Source organism: Pseudomonas sp. LD120 (assembly GCF_009861525.1).
In the GTDB taxonomy this organism is placed as follows: domain Bacteria; phylum Pseudomonadota; class Gammaproteobacteria; order Pseudomonadales; family Pseudomonadaceae; genus Aquipseudomonas.
Genome location: NZ_WVHL01000003.1, coordinates 264,185 through 276,881, shown reverse-complemented (window position 1 = coordinate 276,881; position 12,697 = coordinate 264,185). Strand labels below are relative to the sequence as shown.

The 12,697-nt window shown below is 61.4% G+C and carries 12 protein-coding genes; 8 read left to right on the top strand and 4 right to left on the bottom strand.

Annotated features, from left to right (window positions below):
• Positions 1–333 precede the first annotated feature (333 nt).
• Positions 334–708 (top strand): histone-like nucleoid-structuring protein MvaT, encoded by a 375-nt coding sequence (gene mvaT / locus PLD_RS07460; protein WP_102860539.1) that lies wholly within the window; start codon positions 334–336, stop codon positions 706–708.
• Between the two features lie 103 nt (positions 709–811).
• On the opposite strand, the gene sbcB is transcribed toward mvaT, so the two are convergent.
• Complete coding sequence (gene sbcB, locus PLD_RS07455; protein WP_371928952.1) at positions 812–2,287, bottom strand: exodeoxyribonuclease I; 1,476 nt, start codon at positions 2,285–2,287, stop codon at positions 812–814.
• Positions 2,288–2,424: 137 nt separating this feature from the next.
• Between sbcB and PLD_RS07450 the strand changes: the two genes are divergently transcribed.
• From PLD_RS07450 to PLD_RS07425, 6 genes are read left to right on the top strand one after another with little or no spacing between them, the layout of a single operon-like run.
• The gene (locus PLD_RS07450; RefSeq protein WP_159891313.1) at positions 2,425–3,150 is read left to right on the top strand and encodes an RDD family protein; all 726 of its coding nucleotides are present in this window, start codon (positions 2,425–2,427) and stop codon (positions 3,148–3,150) included.
• Complete coding sequence (locus tag PLD_RS07445) at positions 3,147–4,127, top strand: stage II sporulation protein M (protein ID WP_159891311.1); 981 nt, start codon at positions 3,147–3,149, stop codon at positions 4,125–4,127. Before PLD_RS07450 ends, PLD_RS07445 begins: the two co-directional genes overlap by 4 nt.
• Positions 4,114–5,661, top strand: a complete 1,548-nt coding sequence (locus PLD_RS07440) for a DUF4129 domain-containing protein (RefSeq protein WP_159891309.1) — start codon at positions 4,114–4,116, stop codon at positions 5,659–5,661. Before PLD_RS07445 ends, PLD_RS07440 begins: the two co-directional genes overlap by 14 nt.
• Positions 5,658–6,821: a DUF4350 domain-containing protein gene (locus PLD_RS07435; protein ID WP_159891307.1), complete on the top strand. Its 1,164-nt coding sequence runs from the start codon at positions 5,658–5,660 to the stop codon at positions 6,819–6,821. The genes PLD_RS07440 and PLD_RS07435 overlap by 4 nt, the downstream gene beginning before the upstream one ends.
• Positions 6,818–7,915, top strand: a complete 1,098-nt coding sequence (locus PLD_RS07430; protein WP_159891305.1) for a MoxR family ATPase — start codon at positions 6,818–6,820, stop codon at positions 7,913–7,915. The genes PLD_RS07435 and PLD_RS07430 overlap by 4 nt, the downstream gene beginning before the upstream one ends.
• Positions 7,916–7,928: 13 nt before the next feature.
• The gene (locus PLD_RS07425; protein ID WP_159891303.1) at positions 7,929–9,260 is read left to right on the top strand and encodes a DUF58 domain-containing protein; all 1,332 of its coding nucleotides are present in this window, start codon (positions 7,929–7,931) and stop codon (positions 9,258–9,260) included.
• 15 nt (positions 9,261–9,275) lie between these two features.
• On the opposite strand, the gene PLD_RS07420 is transcribed toward PLD_RS07425, so the two are convergent.
• Both PLD_RS07420 and PLD_RS07415 read right to left on the bottom strand, forming a co-directional pair.
• Entirely contained in the window at positions 9,276–9,635 is a 360-nt protein-coding gene (locus PLD_RS07420; protein WP_159891301.1) for a PilZ domain-containing protein, read from the bottom strand.
• Between the two features lie 217 nt (positions 9,636–9,852).
• Positions 9,853–10,227 (bottom strand): tetratricopeptide repeat protein, encoded by a 375-nt coding sequence (locus PLD_RS07415; RefSeq protein ID WP_159891299.1) that lies wholly within the window; start codon positions 10,225–10,227, stop codon positions 9,853–9,855.
• A gap of 157 nt (positions 10,228–10,384) precedes the next feature.
• On the opposite strand from PLD_RS07415, the gene pyk reads away from it, so the two are divergent.
• A complete protein-coding gene (pyk, locus tag PLD_RS07410; protein ID WP_016963242.1) occupies positions 10,385–11,836 on the top strand; it encodes a pyruvate kinase in 1,452 nt (483 codons plus the stop codon).
• Between the two features lie 83 nt (positions 11,837–11,919).
• Here the strand turns inward: pyk and PLD_RS07405 are convergent, their stop codons facing one another.
• Positions 11,920–12,669 (bottom strand): enoyl-CoA hydratase-related protein, encoded by a 750-nt coding sequence (locus PLD_RS07405; RefSeq protein WP_159891297.1) that lies wholly within the window; start codon positions 12,667–12,669, stop codon positions 11,920–11,922.
• Positions 12,670–12,697: the final 28 nt, after the last annotated feature.

Below are 12,697 nucleotides of genomic sequence, written 5' to 3'. Positions count from 1 at the left end.
CAGAACTTCGCAAAGGTCGCCATTCTAGCCATTACGCAGCAAAACTGCAGTATTCATTGCGCCACAGCTCCTGATTAGAGTGGCAACAGCGCCTTGCTCCTGCTTATCGAATGGCACTCACAGCAGCAACGCAGAGACTTGCAAATAGCGCATAACTAATTTGTGGATATCGCAACCGACTGCGTTCGGCTATTAAATTGCGAAATGGCTTTTACGTCTAAACACACTAAGAGGGGCGAATAAAGCGGCGGTATTTTGTTTACTTGCACAAACTCCGTGACTATTATTGCGACATTGTCACCCTGCCACTCAGCGCCCAATAAGGTAGTCCTCATGTCCCTGATCAACGAATACCGTGCTACAGAAGAAGCCATCAAAGAACTGCAAGCACGTTTGAAGAACCTGTCCCAAGACGACAAACTGAAAACCGAACTGGAGTTCGAAGGCAAACTGCGCAGCCTGATGGGCGAGTACTCCAAGTCCCTGCGCGACATCATCGCTCTGCTGGATCCGGATTCGAAAGTTAAAGCACCTCGCGCGGCTGTAAAAACCACTGGCACCAAGCGCGCACGTAAAGTTAAACAGTACAAAAACCCGCACAACGGTGAAGTGATCGAAACCAAAGGCGGCAACCACAAAACTCTGAAAGAGTGGAAAGCCAAGTGGGGCGGCGACGTCGTTGAAGGCTGGGCAACCCTGCTGGGCTAAGCCTTACGGCGTGTGCCCAGGCTTTTTCAGCCTATATAGAAAACGCCAGCTTGCTGGCGTTTTTTTGTCCCCCGCAGACGCGTTCAGGGCCTTGGACAGCCTCTCAAAGAGCCAGACGCTGGGCTAAGGCACGAACATATTCCTGCCACTCCTCCAAGACCTTACGTTGCATAGGGTCAGCACTTACCAAGGATTGTTCAAGGCCCTGCTGGAAACTTTCCAGGGTATTGGGCGCCCCGAACTGGGGATCTAGCAAACGCTGCCGACAGAATTCTTGCCAACGCTCTTGCTCGGCTTTATTCAATGTTTCTGCAAAGTTACGGGCACGGTAGCGGAAAAGTAGTTCCGGCAAGCGCCCATCATCGAAGGGCCATTGTTCCTGCGCCAAGTGCTGCGGATCCGCCGAACGCACTTGCTCACACAAACGCCGGTCACGATCGCCAATAAAGCCGTCGTACAACTGTTGCTCCGGGTCTTCACTGGCCGCGAATTCATCGGGGCCATAAACCAGAGAAAGTTTATCCCGCCAAACTTCTTGAGCCTGAGTCAACAGCAAAGCACGACGCTGATACAGCGCCATGTCCAACTGCAGTCGCTGTTGATCAGCGTCACGCAAGACACTCAAGGGCGCCACTACCGGGCAGCGATTGATGTGGATGAGTTTCAGCGGCACCGGCAACTCGCCAGCGGCCAGCTCTTCGCGGCGGGTATATAAACGCTGACGCAGCGTCTCGGCGTCCAGGTCCAGCAGACCCTGAGGGTCCATGTGCAGATCACAGACAATCAGCGCATTGCGGTTGCGCGGATGCCAGGCCAGCGGCAGGACCACCCCAACGTAATGTCGCGCTGCGGAGAAGCGTCCGGAAATGTGCACCAAGGGTTGCAGCAAACGGATCTGATCCATCACCCGTTGCTTGCTGCGCAGTTGGAACAGCCAGTCATAGAGCTTGGGCTGCCGGTCGCGAATCAGCCGTGCCAGGGCAATGGTCGCCCGCACATCGGACAAGGCGTCGTGCGCCTGGCCATGATCAATCCCGTTGGCCGCGGTCAGGCGCTCCAACTTCAGGGTCACCTGCCCCTGCTCCTCAGGCCAGACGATGCCCTCGGGACGCAGCGCATAAGCAGTACGCACCACATCAATCAGATCCCAGCGACTGTTGCCGCCCTGCCACTCCCGGGCATAAGGGTCGAAGAAGTTGCGATACAGGCTGTAGCGAGTCATCTCATCGTCAAAACGTAGGGTGTTGTAGCCAGCGCCACAGGTTCCGGGACGCGCCAGTTGCGCGTGGACCCGAGTCATGAAGTCCGCCTCGCTCAAAGCTTGCGCGGCCAGGCGGCTCGGGGTGATGCCGGTGATCATGCACGCGACGGGATGGGGCAGGATATCGTCGCTGGGCTGGCAGTAGAGGTTGACCGGCGCGTCGATTTCATTGAGCGCCAGGTCGGTGCGAATACCGGCCACTTGCAACGGACGATCACAGCGCGGATTGATGCCGGTGGTTTCGTAGTCGTACCAAAAGAGGGAAGTCACGGCCTGTTCCTGAACTGAAAGACCGCCGCAGTCTAGGCGCTCAAGCATCACCAGGGCCAGCCGCTCGTGGCCGCAACGGGTGCAAGAACAGGGCTAATTCGCAGTTAATGATGTCGTTAGCCCCCCAGACACTGCTAGCATCGGCGCTGGTTTTTTTCTCCACCAGGCCAGCCGACAAGTTGCCCATGCTTGAGACCACAGCAACGCCAAGGAATGCATCGCTGCACTCGCCACTGGATACGCGGTATCAGGTCGAAACCCCCGAGGGTATCGATCTGCCTCTGCGACCTGCAGGGTTGCTGGTCCGCACCCTGGCTTTCACCCTCGATCTGGGTATCCGCGGGCTGGTCATGGGCCTGCTGCTCATCGTCCTCGGCTTTTTCGGCAAAATCGGCATCGGTCTTGGTTCGATCCTGCTGTTTCTGATCAGCTGGTGGTACATGGTGCTGTTCGAGGTCTTGAACCAGGGCCGCTCCCCCGGCAAGCAACTGATGGGGCTGCGGGTGGTGCAAGACGATGGCACGCCGATTGGCTGGAGCGCATCCCTGACCCGCAACCTGCTGCGTTTCGTCGACATGCTGCCCTTCGGCTACTTCCTCGGCGCCATCAGTTGCCTGCAGCACCCCACCTTCAAGCGCCTCGGCGACCTCGCGGCCGGGACACTGGTGATTTACCGCGAGCAGCCCGGCAAACGGCCAGAGCTGCCCAGCGCCGAGCCCCGCGTAGCGCCTTTTCCCCTGAGCCTGCATGAACAGCGGGCGATCCTCGGTTTCGCTGAGCGCCAAGGTCAACTGTCGGCCGAGCGTACTCAAGAGCTGGCAGCCATTCTCGCGCAACCACTGCACGTACCCACCGCCCAGGCCGCCGCCGAACTCAATGGCATCGCCCGTGGTTTTCTGGGAGCCACATGAAACAACGCCTTTTTGAAAGCCGCCACCAGGCACAGTGGCAGCTCTTCGAGCAGTTGCTCGACCAACTTGAGCGCGGCGTGGCGAAAACGGCCGATTGCCAGACCTTTGTCCAGGACTATCGCCGCCTGTGCCAACACTTGGCCCTGGCCCAGGAACGTGGCTACAGCAGCTATTTGATCGATCCACTGCAACAACTGGCATTGCGCGGTCATCAGCAGCTGTATCGCCAGCGCAGCGCCATCAGCGGCCATGTTCTGAGTTTCCTGCTGGCCGGGTTTCCTCGTTTGGTGCGCCAGGAATGGCGTCTGGTGCTGGTCGCCAACCTGCTGTTTTTTGGTAGCCTGCTGGGCATCGGGCTGTTGGTGTACCTGTTTCCCGATTTGATCTACAGCCTGGTAAGCCCGCAGCAGGTGGCAGAAATGCAAGGCATGTATGACCCCAGTGCCGGGCACCTGGGACGCGCCGCCGAACGCGCCTCCAGCGAAGACTGGGCGATGTTCGGCTACTACATCATGCATAACATCGGCATCGCCTTTCAGACCTTTGCCAGCGGCCTACTGTTTGGCCTGGGCAGCGTGTTCTTCCTGTTTTTCAACGGTTTGATGATTGGCGCTATCGCCGGGCACCTGACCCAAATCGGCTTCGGCCAAACCTTCTGGCCCTTCGTCATCGGCCACGGTGCCTTTGAACTGAGTGCCATTGCCCTGTCCGGCGCGGCCGGCCTGAAACTGGGCTGGGCACTGATTGCTCCTGGCCGCCTGACCCGAGGCGAAGCCTTGTTGCAAGCCGCACGCATCAGTGTGCAGTTGATCTACGGCGTGATCGTATTCCTGCTGATCGCCGCCTTTATCGAGGCCTACTGGTCCTCCATGACCTGGCCCGCGGCGTGGATCAAATACAGCGTCGGCGCCGCCCTCTGGGGCCTGGTGCTGGCCTACCTGACCTTAGCCGGACGTAAATCCCATGCGCCTGAGTGACGCCAGTGTGGTGATCCGCCCACGCAACGCCTGGGAAGCCATGGACCTGGGGGTGCTGCTGAGCCAGCGCCACCGGCGCTTGCTGATGACCAGCTGGGCGATTGTCAGCCTGCCGGTCTTCGCCCTGCTGAGCCTGTTGTTATGGGAATCGCCGTCGCTGGCGGTGTTGCTGTTCTGGTGGCTCAAGCCAGCCTTTGAGCCCCTGCCGCTGTTCATTCTGTCCAAGGCCCTGTTCGGCGAGACACCCAGCCTCAAGCAGGCCCTGCGACAATGGCCGCGCCTGCTCAAACCGCAGTTGCTGGCGAGCCTGACCTGGCGTCGTTTCAGCATGAGCCGCAGCTTCATCCTGCCGGTGATGCAACTGGAAGGTTTGAGCGGCGATGCCCGGCAACAGCGCCTGGCAGTGCTGTTGCAGCGCAATGCCGGCGCCGCACGCTGGCTGACGCTGATTGGCATGCACCTGGAAGGCGCCCTGTGGATCGGCCTGATGCTGCTGTTCTACCTGCTGCTGCCGCAACAGATCGAGCTGGACTGGAACTGGCAGAGCTTGATCATTGCCGCCCAGCACGACTGGCTGTGGCTGGAGCACCTGACCAACGCGTTCTACGCCCTGGTCCTGGTGATCTGGGAGCCGATCTACGTCGCCTGCGGATTCAGTCTCTACCTCAACCGTCGCACCGAGCTGGAAGCCTGGGACATCGAGCTGGTCTTTCGTCGCCTGCGCCAACGACTGGCTGGCATTGCGGTACTGCTGCTGAGCGTGGGCCTGCTGCTCGCTCCCAGCCCGTCGCTCTGGGCCGCGGCCCCCAGCAGTTCCGTGGCCGGCCCCGAAGCACCGCGTCTGTTGCTGCAACCCCTGACCAGCAAGGCTTCGAAAGAAAGCATCCAGGGCATCCTGGACAAACCACCGTTCAAGAATCAGGAGTCGGTTACCCGCTATCGCTTCGGCGATGAACAAACAAAGGACAAAGACGCAAAGAGCACGTCGCCTGAACAGCTCAAGAGCGTGCTGGAAGGCCTCGACAAAAACAGTTTTTCCAGCCTCGCCACTGGCCTGGAAATCCTCCTCTGGGGCTTGCTGCTGGGGGCGCTGGGCTGGCTGATCTGGCATTACCGCGAGTGGTCACGGGCCTTCGTCAGTCGCCGTTCACTGCCGCGCAAAAAACGCCCAGCGGCCATGCCCCAGCAACTGTTCGGCCTGGAAGTCGGCAGCCAGACCCTGCCCGCCGATGTCGCTGCCCGCGCCGCAGAGTTGTGGTCCCGCCAGCCTCGGGAAGCCCTGGGGCTGCTCTACCGGGCGCTGCTCAGCCGCTTGCTGGAAGACTTCAATCTACCCCTCAGCGCGGCCGATACCGAAGGCCAGGTACTGCAACGGATCAAGCACCTGCAACAACCGCAACTGGAAGCCTTCAGCCGCAACCTGACCCTGCATTGGCAGAACATGGCCTACGGACATCAAGTACCCGACATCGAGTTGCAATCGCAGTTGTGTGATGGCTGGCGCGAGCTGTTTGGCCCCGGAGCACAATCATGAAGCGCTATCTGTGGGGGACCCTGGCGCTGCTGCTGGCCCTGGTGCTCGGTGCAACCGGTTACTACCTGTACCGTCAGGCCACGCCGTATCAGGAACAGGTCGATCATGGCCCCTCGCCGGAGGCCCAGGCCAATCCCTACTTGGCCGCCGAAATGTATCTGCGCCAACGCGGCCTCCAGGTAGAGCACACCAACGGCCTGGAAGTGCTGGCCACCTTGGAGCCCGCCGGCAACAGCCTGTTGATGCTCGCTGAACGATCGAACATGAGCCCGCATCAGGTCGATCAAGTACTGGACTGGGCCCGTGCCGGTGGTCACCTGGTGTTTGTCGCCGAAGCCCTGTGGGATGCGGACACCCAGCACAGCGGCGACCTACTGCTGGACCGCGTACAGATCCATCAACGATTGAGCGAGGACCTCGAGGAGCCGCCAGAACAGCAAGCCGACGATGCCTATCCGAAGCTGACCAAGGTCTATCTGGAAGGCGAACAAGCGCCCGCCTACATCGGCTTCGACACCGACTTTCACTTGGATGACCCGGAGCACCTTGCGCAATCCTGGGCCAACAGTGGCATGGCCACTCACATGATCCAGCTGGACTACGGCAAGGGCTCGGTCACCGTCCTGACCGACGCCGATATCTGGAAAACTCCGAACATTGGCTTGTACGACAACGCCTGGCTGTTGTGGTACCTGAACGCCGACACCGCGGTGACGCTGCTGTTCAACACCGATCACCCAAATCTTGGGCAACTGCTCTGGCGCAACTTTCCCCAGGCTCTGGTAGCCCTCGCCCTGCTGGTCGGCCTCTGGTTATGGCATTCGGGGGCCCGCCAGGGTCCGCTGCAGGCGCCCCCCGCCAAGGCCCGACGCCAATTGCTTGAGCACCTGCGGGCCAGCGCCAACTTCGTGCTGCGTCATGGTGGCCATGCTCCGCTGCTGCACGCTTTGCATGTGGATATCCGACGCCGGGCGCGACGCCGTCATCCAGGTTTCGAACAGTTGGACGAGCGCGCCCAATACGAGGTGCTCGCCCTGCTCAGCCAACAGCCCGTCAGCGCCGTTGAACACGCCTTGCAACCCTTGTCCGAAAAGCGCCTTAGCGCCGTTGACTTCAGCCACCAGGTCGCCCACCTGCAAACTCTCAGGAATGCCCTATGAGCGAACAACCCGTCGAACCCCTTGAGCCCTTAGCGTCCTCAGAGCCTACCGAACCGACTGAACGAACCGAGCCAACTGAGCCTAGCGAGCCGACTGAAGCGCAGGTACAGGCACAGGCAAAAGCCCATGCGGCGCAACAGCGGCAAAGGGCCAGCCAACTGGCCCAGGCGCTGCGCCTGGAGCTGCAAAAGGTGGTGATCGGTCAGGACACCGTGATCGACGATGTACTGACAGCATTGATCGCCGGCGGCCATGTGTTGCTCGAAGGGGTTCCTGGCCTGGGCAAGACCCTGCTGGTAAGAGCCCTGGCCCGGTGCTTCGGCGGTGAATTCGCGCGCATCCAGTTCACCCCGGACCTGATGCCCAGCGACGTCACCGGGCACGCGGTGTACGACCTGCAGACCGAGCAGTTCAAACTGCGCAAGGGCCCGCTGTTCACCAACCTGTTGCTGGCGGACGAGATCAACCGCGCACCGGCCAAAACCCAGGCCGCCCTGCTGGAAGCCATGCAGGAACGCCAAGTGACCCTCGAAGGCCGAGCCCTGCCGATTGCCCAGCCGTTCATGGTGCTGGCCACGCAGAACCCCATCGAGCAAGAGGGCACCTACCCGCTGCCGGAGGCCGAGCTGGACCGTTTCATGCTCAAGTTGCGCATGGACTACCCGGAAGCCGAGGAAGAATTGAACATGGTTCGTCAGGTGGCGCGCTCGACTCGCGCCGACATGCTCGACGTGCAGCCCCTGCGCACCGTGCTCCAGGCCAAGGACGTACTGGCCCTGCAGCGCATCGCCAGCGACCTGCCTCTGGACGACCAGGTGCTCGACTATGCCGTGCGCCTGGCGCGGGCCACCCGGAGCTGGCCAGGCCTGACCCTCGGCGCCGGACCGCGTGCCTCCATTGCCCTGGTGCGCGGGGCGCGGGCCCGGGCACTGTTACGCGGTGGCGAGTTTGTGATCCCGGATGACATCAAGGGCTGCGCCATGGCTGTGCTACGGCACCGGGTCCGGGTGGCCCCGGAACTGGACATCGAAGGCCTGTCGGTGGAGCAGGTCCTCAAGCAGATGCTTGAGCAGATCCCCGCACCGCGTCTGTGAGCGGCCAACACCCATGAAGCCAACCCGTCTGCTGCTGATCTGGCTGGGCACCCTGGCCGGCCTGGACATGCTCCTCGGCACCGCCCGCGCCCTGGGGGTGAACCTCACCCCACGCCTGGATTCCATTGCCTGGGGCCTGTTGCTGGCGCTGTTGCTGCTGGCCCTGCTGGACGCCCTGCGCCTGTTGCGCCTGGCCTCGCCAGACGTGCGTCGCCAATTGCCCGGCAGCCTGCCCCTGGGACGCTGGAGCGAGGTGCAACTGGAGATCCGGCACGGGTATCAGCAAGCCCTGGAGGTGCAGGTCTTCGACCACCCGCCTCAGGGCCTGAGTTTCGAGAATCTGCCGCAATCGGTCAGCCTCGAACCCGGTCACGTCAGTCGGATCGGCTATGGCGTGCGACCGCTGCAGCGGGGCCACTTCAACTTCGAGCAGTGCGAACTCAGCCTGCCCAGCCCCCTGGGCCTGTGGAGCGCCAAACGCCTGGTGAAGGTCCACGACAGCACTCGGGTCTACCCGGATTTCGCCCGCCTCTACGGCGCGCAATTGCTCGCGGTGGACAACTGGCTCAGTCAGCTTGGGGTACGCCAGCGCCAGCGTCGTGGCCTGGGACTGGAGTTCAATCAGCTAAGAGAGTTTCGCGAGGGCGACAGTCTACGCCAGATCGACTGGAAGGCCACCGCCCGCCAACGCACCCCGATCGCCCGGGAGTATCAAGACGAACGCGATCAGCAGATCATCTTCATGCTCGACTGTGGACGCCGCATGCGCAGCCAGGACGGTGAACTGGCGCACTTCGACCATGCCCTCAACGCGTGCCTGCTGCTCAGCTATGTCGCGCTGCGCCAGGGGGATGCCGTGGGCCTCTACAGTTTTGCCGGAGAACGCTCGCGCTACCTGGCGCCGGTCAAGGGATCGGCCCAATTGAGTGTGCTGCTCAATGGCGTCTACGACCTGGACAGCAGCCAACGCCCCGCCGACTACCAGGCCGCCGCCAGTGAATTGCTGGCACGCCAGAAGCGTCGGGCGCTGGTGGTGCTGGTCACCAACCTGCGGGATGAGGACGACGAAGAACTGCTGACCGCAGTCAAACGCATCGGCAGTCGGCATCGAGTGCTGGTGGCCAGCCTGCGCGAGGAAGTCCTCGACCAGATGCGCCAGACCCCGGTGCAGACGCTGCCCGAAGCGCTGACCTACAGCGCAACGGTGAATTACCTCAATAGCCGGACCGAGCTGCATGACCGGCTCAACGCCCACGGCATCGCCCTGCTCGACGCCCGACCGGGAGCGCTGGGGGCAGAACTGGTCAGCCGTTATCTGAGCTGGAAAAAAGCCGGCAGCCTGTAGCGGCCGCCGTACGCCTCAGGCGGACGTCTGCAACGGATGAAAGCTGAAGTAATGGTGCAGGACCTGTTCCAGTCCGGCGAACTCCGGCGAAGCTCGCAGCAAGCTGAAACCGCTGTCGTAATGGTGCGGTGTAAGGTCCTCGTGGCACCACAGGCAACAGGCACTGAAGTCAATGAACTGTAGCTGTCCATCCCCCGAGGGGACTTTGATCCGCAACTCGAATTCGGCGCCAATCAGCATCGGCAACTGGCTGATCAGCATCAGTCCATCAGCGGATAGATTGCCCAGGAAACCGACAGGCTTGTCAGTAAACCGATTGAAGACCTTCAAATAAGACGGCAGTTGATGCCGCTCAATCCGACGTTCCGTAAACATGCTGGGTATCGCTATGGAAAGGTCATTAAGCATGACCGCACTAGTGCTTCGGAACGGTCCGTAACTGCAGACTCGTTCTCCCGGATTCGATGTACGAGAAGATCGCCAGAAGAATTCCAACCCTTGCCACAGGCCAGGCTGAGACGGTGCTCGAACACCCTTTGCAAATGTTAGCTCAAGCGCGAGGGGCGATGATCACGCCCCGGATAAACATCCATCACAAGGCGGTGCGGCGAACCTGAGCGGCACCATTTGATGGGTAGTGTCCCAGTTGCTGCAACGTCTCCAGACGCGCCTTGGCCCGATAGGCATATTCGCTGGAAGGGTGCTGGGTAATGATGAACTGGTAGGTCTGGATCGCATCGACGTACAACTTCTGACGCTCCAGGCACTGCCCGCGCAACATCGACACTTCTGGCTGGATATAACGTCGCGCACGGCTGTCACGGTCAACCTGGCTCAACTCGAGCATCACACTCTCGCAGTTGCCGCGGTCATAGGCGCGGTAGGCATTGTTCAAGTGATGGTCCATGGACCAGCGGGTGCAGCCGACAACACTGACGGCCAGGATAGCAATGAGTACGAATCGCATGGGGTATCTCCTGTCTTGTGCAGTGTATCGACTCATTGGCAAAAATCTTCAAGGTTGTTGCAGTAAACAAACAAAGCAATAAGTAGTGCAAACGAACAATGACTACAACTTCGGAGCATAGTAGCCTCTCGCTGCGCTTGAACTCAGGAGTCCGTGCATGTCCGTTCGTCGTACCAAAATCGTTGCCACCCTTGGCCCGGCCAGTAACTCGCCGGAAGTTCTCGAACAGTTGATTCTCGCAGGCCTGGATGTTGCCCGTCTGAACTTCTCCCACGGCACGCCGGACGAGCACAAGGCTCGCGCCCAACTGGTCCGCGACCTGGCCGCCAAGCACGGCCGCTTCGTGGCCATCCTCGGCGACCTGCAAGGCCCGAAGATCCGCATCGCCAAATTCGCCAACAAGCGTATCGAACTGAAGATCGGTGACAAATTCACCTTCTCCACCGTGCACCCGCTGACCGAAGGCAACCAGGATATCGTCGGCATCGACTACCCGGATCTGGTCAAGGACTGCGGCGTCAATGATGAGCTGCTGCTGGACGACGGCCGTGTGGTGATGCGCGTGGAAACCGCCACCGCCACCGAGCTGCACTGCGTGGTGACCGTCGGCGGCCCGCTGTCCGACCACAAAGGCATCAACCGTCGTGGCGGCGGCCTGACCGCTCCGGCCCTGACCGAAAAAGACAAGGCTGACATCAAGCTGGCCGCCGAAATGCAAGTCGACTACCTGGCCGTGTCCTTCCCTCGCGACGCTGCCGATATGGAATACGCGCGCAAACTGCGTGACGAATCCGGTGGTACGGCCTGGCTGGTGGCCAAGATCGAACGCGCCGAAGCCGTGGCCGACGACGAAACCCTCGACGGCCTGATCAACGCCAGTGACGCGGTGATGGTGGCCCGTGGCGACCTGGGCGTGGAAATCGGTGATGCCGAGCTGGTGGGCATCCAGAAAAAAATCATTCTTCACGCGCGCCGCCACAACAAGGCCGTGATCGTCGCGACCCAGATGATGGAGTCGATGATCCAGAACCCGATGCCGACCCGTGCCGAAGTGTCCGACGTGGCCAACGCCGTGCTCGACTACACCGACGCGGTGATGCTCTCGGCGGAAAGCGCCGCCGGTGCCTACCCGCTGGAAGCGGTCCAGGCCATGGCGCGGATCTGTGTCGGTGCGGAGAAGCACCCCACCAGCAAGACCTCCAGCCACCGCATGGGCAAGGTGTTCGAAAGCTGCGACCAGAGCATCGCCCTGGCCGCTATGTACACCGCCAACCACTTCCCGGGCGTGAAGGCGATCATCGCCCTGACCGAAAGCGGCTACACCCCGCTGATCATGTCGCGCATCCGTTCCTCGGTGCCGATCTATGCCTACTCCCCGCACCGTGAAACCCAGGCGCGTGCAGCCATGTTCCGCGGCGTCTACACCATCCCGTTCGACCCGGCTTCCCTGCCGCCAGAGCAGGTCAGCCAGGCTGCGATCGACGAGTTGCTCAAGCGCGGCGTAGTAGAGAAAGGCGACTGGGTGATTCTCACCAAGGGCGACAGCTACCACACCACCGGCGGCACCAATGGCATGAAGATCCTGCACGTTGGCGACCCGATGGTCTGAGCCCTGGCTCGCTGAACGCAAAAGCCCCGGTGGTGGAAACCCCGGGGCTTTTTTCTGTCCGTCCTTCCCTGTAGCGACAGCTATCAGCCTTTGGCGAAAAAACCCGACAAGGCGGCGATGGCTTCTGGTGAACGCAGGCGCTGAGTGAACTGCGCGCCCTCTTCTTCTATTACCTGGCGCAGTTGCTCACGATAGGGAGCCTTCATCAGGCGCTTGCTCACCTGCACCGCTTCCGGCGCCAGTTGGCTGAAACGCAAGGCGGCCTCCCTGGCTTTGGCCAGGGCTGCCGCGCCATCTCCCAGGGCCGCAGTGGCAATACCCCAGGCCGCCGCCTGTTCACCACTGAAGCCTTCGCCGAGCAGTAACAACTCAGCGGCCTTGGCCTGCCCCAACAAGCGCGGCAGGAGCAGGCTCGAGCCAAATTCCGGGCACAGCCCGAGGTTGACGAACGGCATGCGCAGCCGTGCGTCACGGCTGACATAGACCAGATCGCAATGCAGCAACAAGGTGGTGCCAATGCCCACGGCCGCTCCGGCCACCGCAGCCACCACCGGCTTGCGGCAATCGAGCAGGTTGCGCATGAACTGGAACACCGGGCTGTCGAGGTCCCTGGGCGGCTGTTGCAGGAAGTCGGCGATGTCGTTGCCGGCGGTAAAGCATTCGCTGCTGCCACAGATCAGCAGGGCATTGATTTGCGGATCGGCGTCCGCCTCGGCCAGGGCTTGCGCCAGACGACTGTACATGGCGCGGGTCAGGGCGTTTTTCTTCTCGGGGCGGTTCAGGCGCAGGGTCAGCAGCCCGCCCTCGCGTTGCAGCTCGATGGCATCGGTCATGGAGATCTCGCTTTGGAAAAATCAGTGC

Coding starts and splice junctions, on each gene's coding strand:
- PLD_RS07435 (WP_159891307.1), top strand. CDS start 5,658: ATGAAGCGCTATCTGTGGGGGACCCTGGCGCTGCTGCTGGCCCTGGTG.
- PLD_RS07445 (WP_159891311.1), top strand. CDS start 3,147: ATGAAACAACGCCTTTTTGAAAGCCGCCACCAGGCACAGTGGCAGCTC.
- PLD_RS07420 (WP_159891301.1), bottom strand. CDS start 9,635: ATGTTTACGGAACGTCGGATTGAGCGGCATCAACTGCCGTCTTATTTG.
- PLD_RS07430 (WP_159891305.1), top strand. CDS start 6,818: ATGAGCGAACAACCCGTCGAACCCCTTGAGCCCTTAGCGTCCTCAGAG.
- PLD_RS07425 (WP_159891303.1), top strand. CDS start 7,929: ATGAAGCCAACCCGTCTGCTGCTGATCTGGCTGGGCACCCTGGCCGGC.
- PLD_RS07405 (WP_159891297.1), bottom strand. CDS start 12,669: ATGACCGATGCCATCGAGCTGCAACGCGAGGGCGGGCTGCTGACCCTG.
- sbcB (WP_371928952.1), bottom strand. CDS start 2,287: ATGCTTGAGCGCCTAGACTGCGGCGGTCTTTCAGTTCAGGAACAGGCC.
- mvaT (WP_102860539.1), top strand. CDS start 334: ATGTCCCTGATCAACGAATACCGTGCTACAGAAGAAGCCATCAAAGAA.
- pyk (WP_016963242.1), top strand. CDS start 10,385: ATGTCCGTTCGTCGTACCAAAATCGTTGCCACCCTTGGCCCGGCCAGT.
- PLD_RS07440 (WP_159891309.1), top strand. CDS start 4,114: ATGCGCCTGAGTGACGCCAGTGTGGTGATCCGCCCACGCAACGCCTGG.
- PLD_RS07450 (WP_159891313.1), top strand. CDS start 2,425: ATGCTTGAGACCACAGCAACGCCAAGGAATGCATCGCTGCACTCGCCA.
- PLD_RS07415 (WP_159891299.1), bottom strand. CDS start 10,227: ATGCGATTCGTACTCATTGCTATCCTGGCCGTCAGTGTTGTCGGCTGC.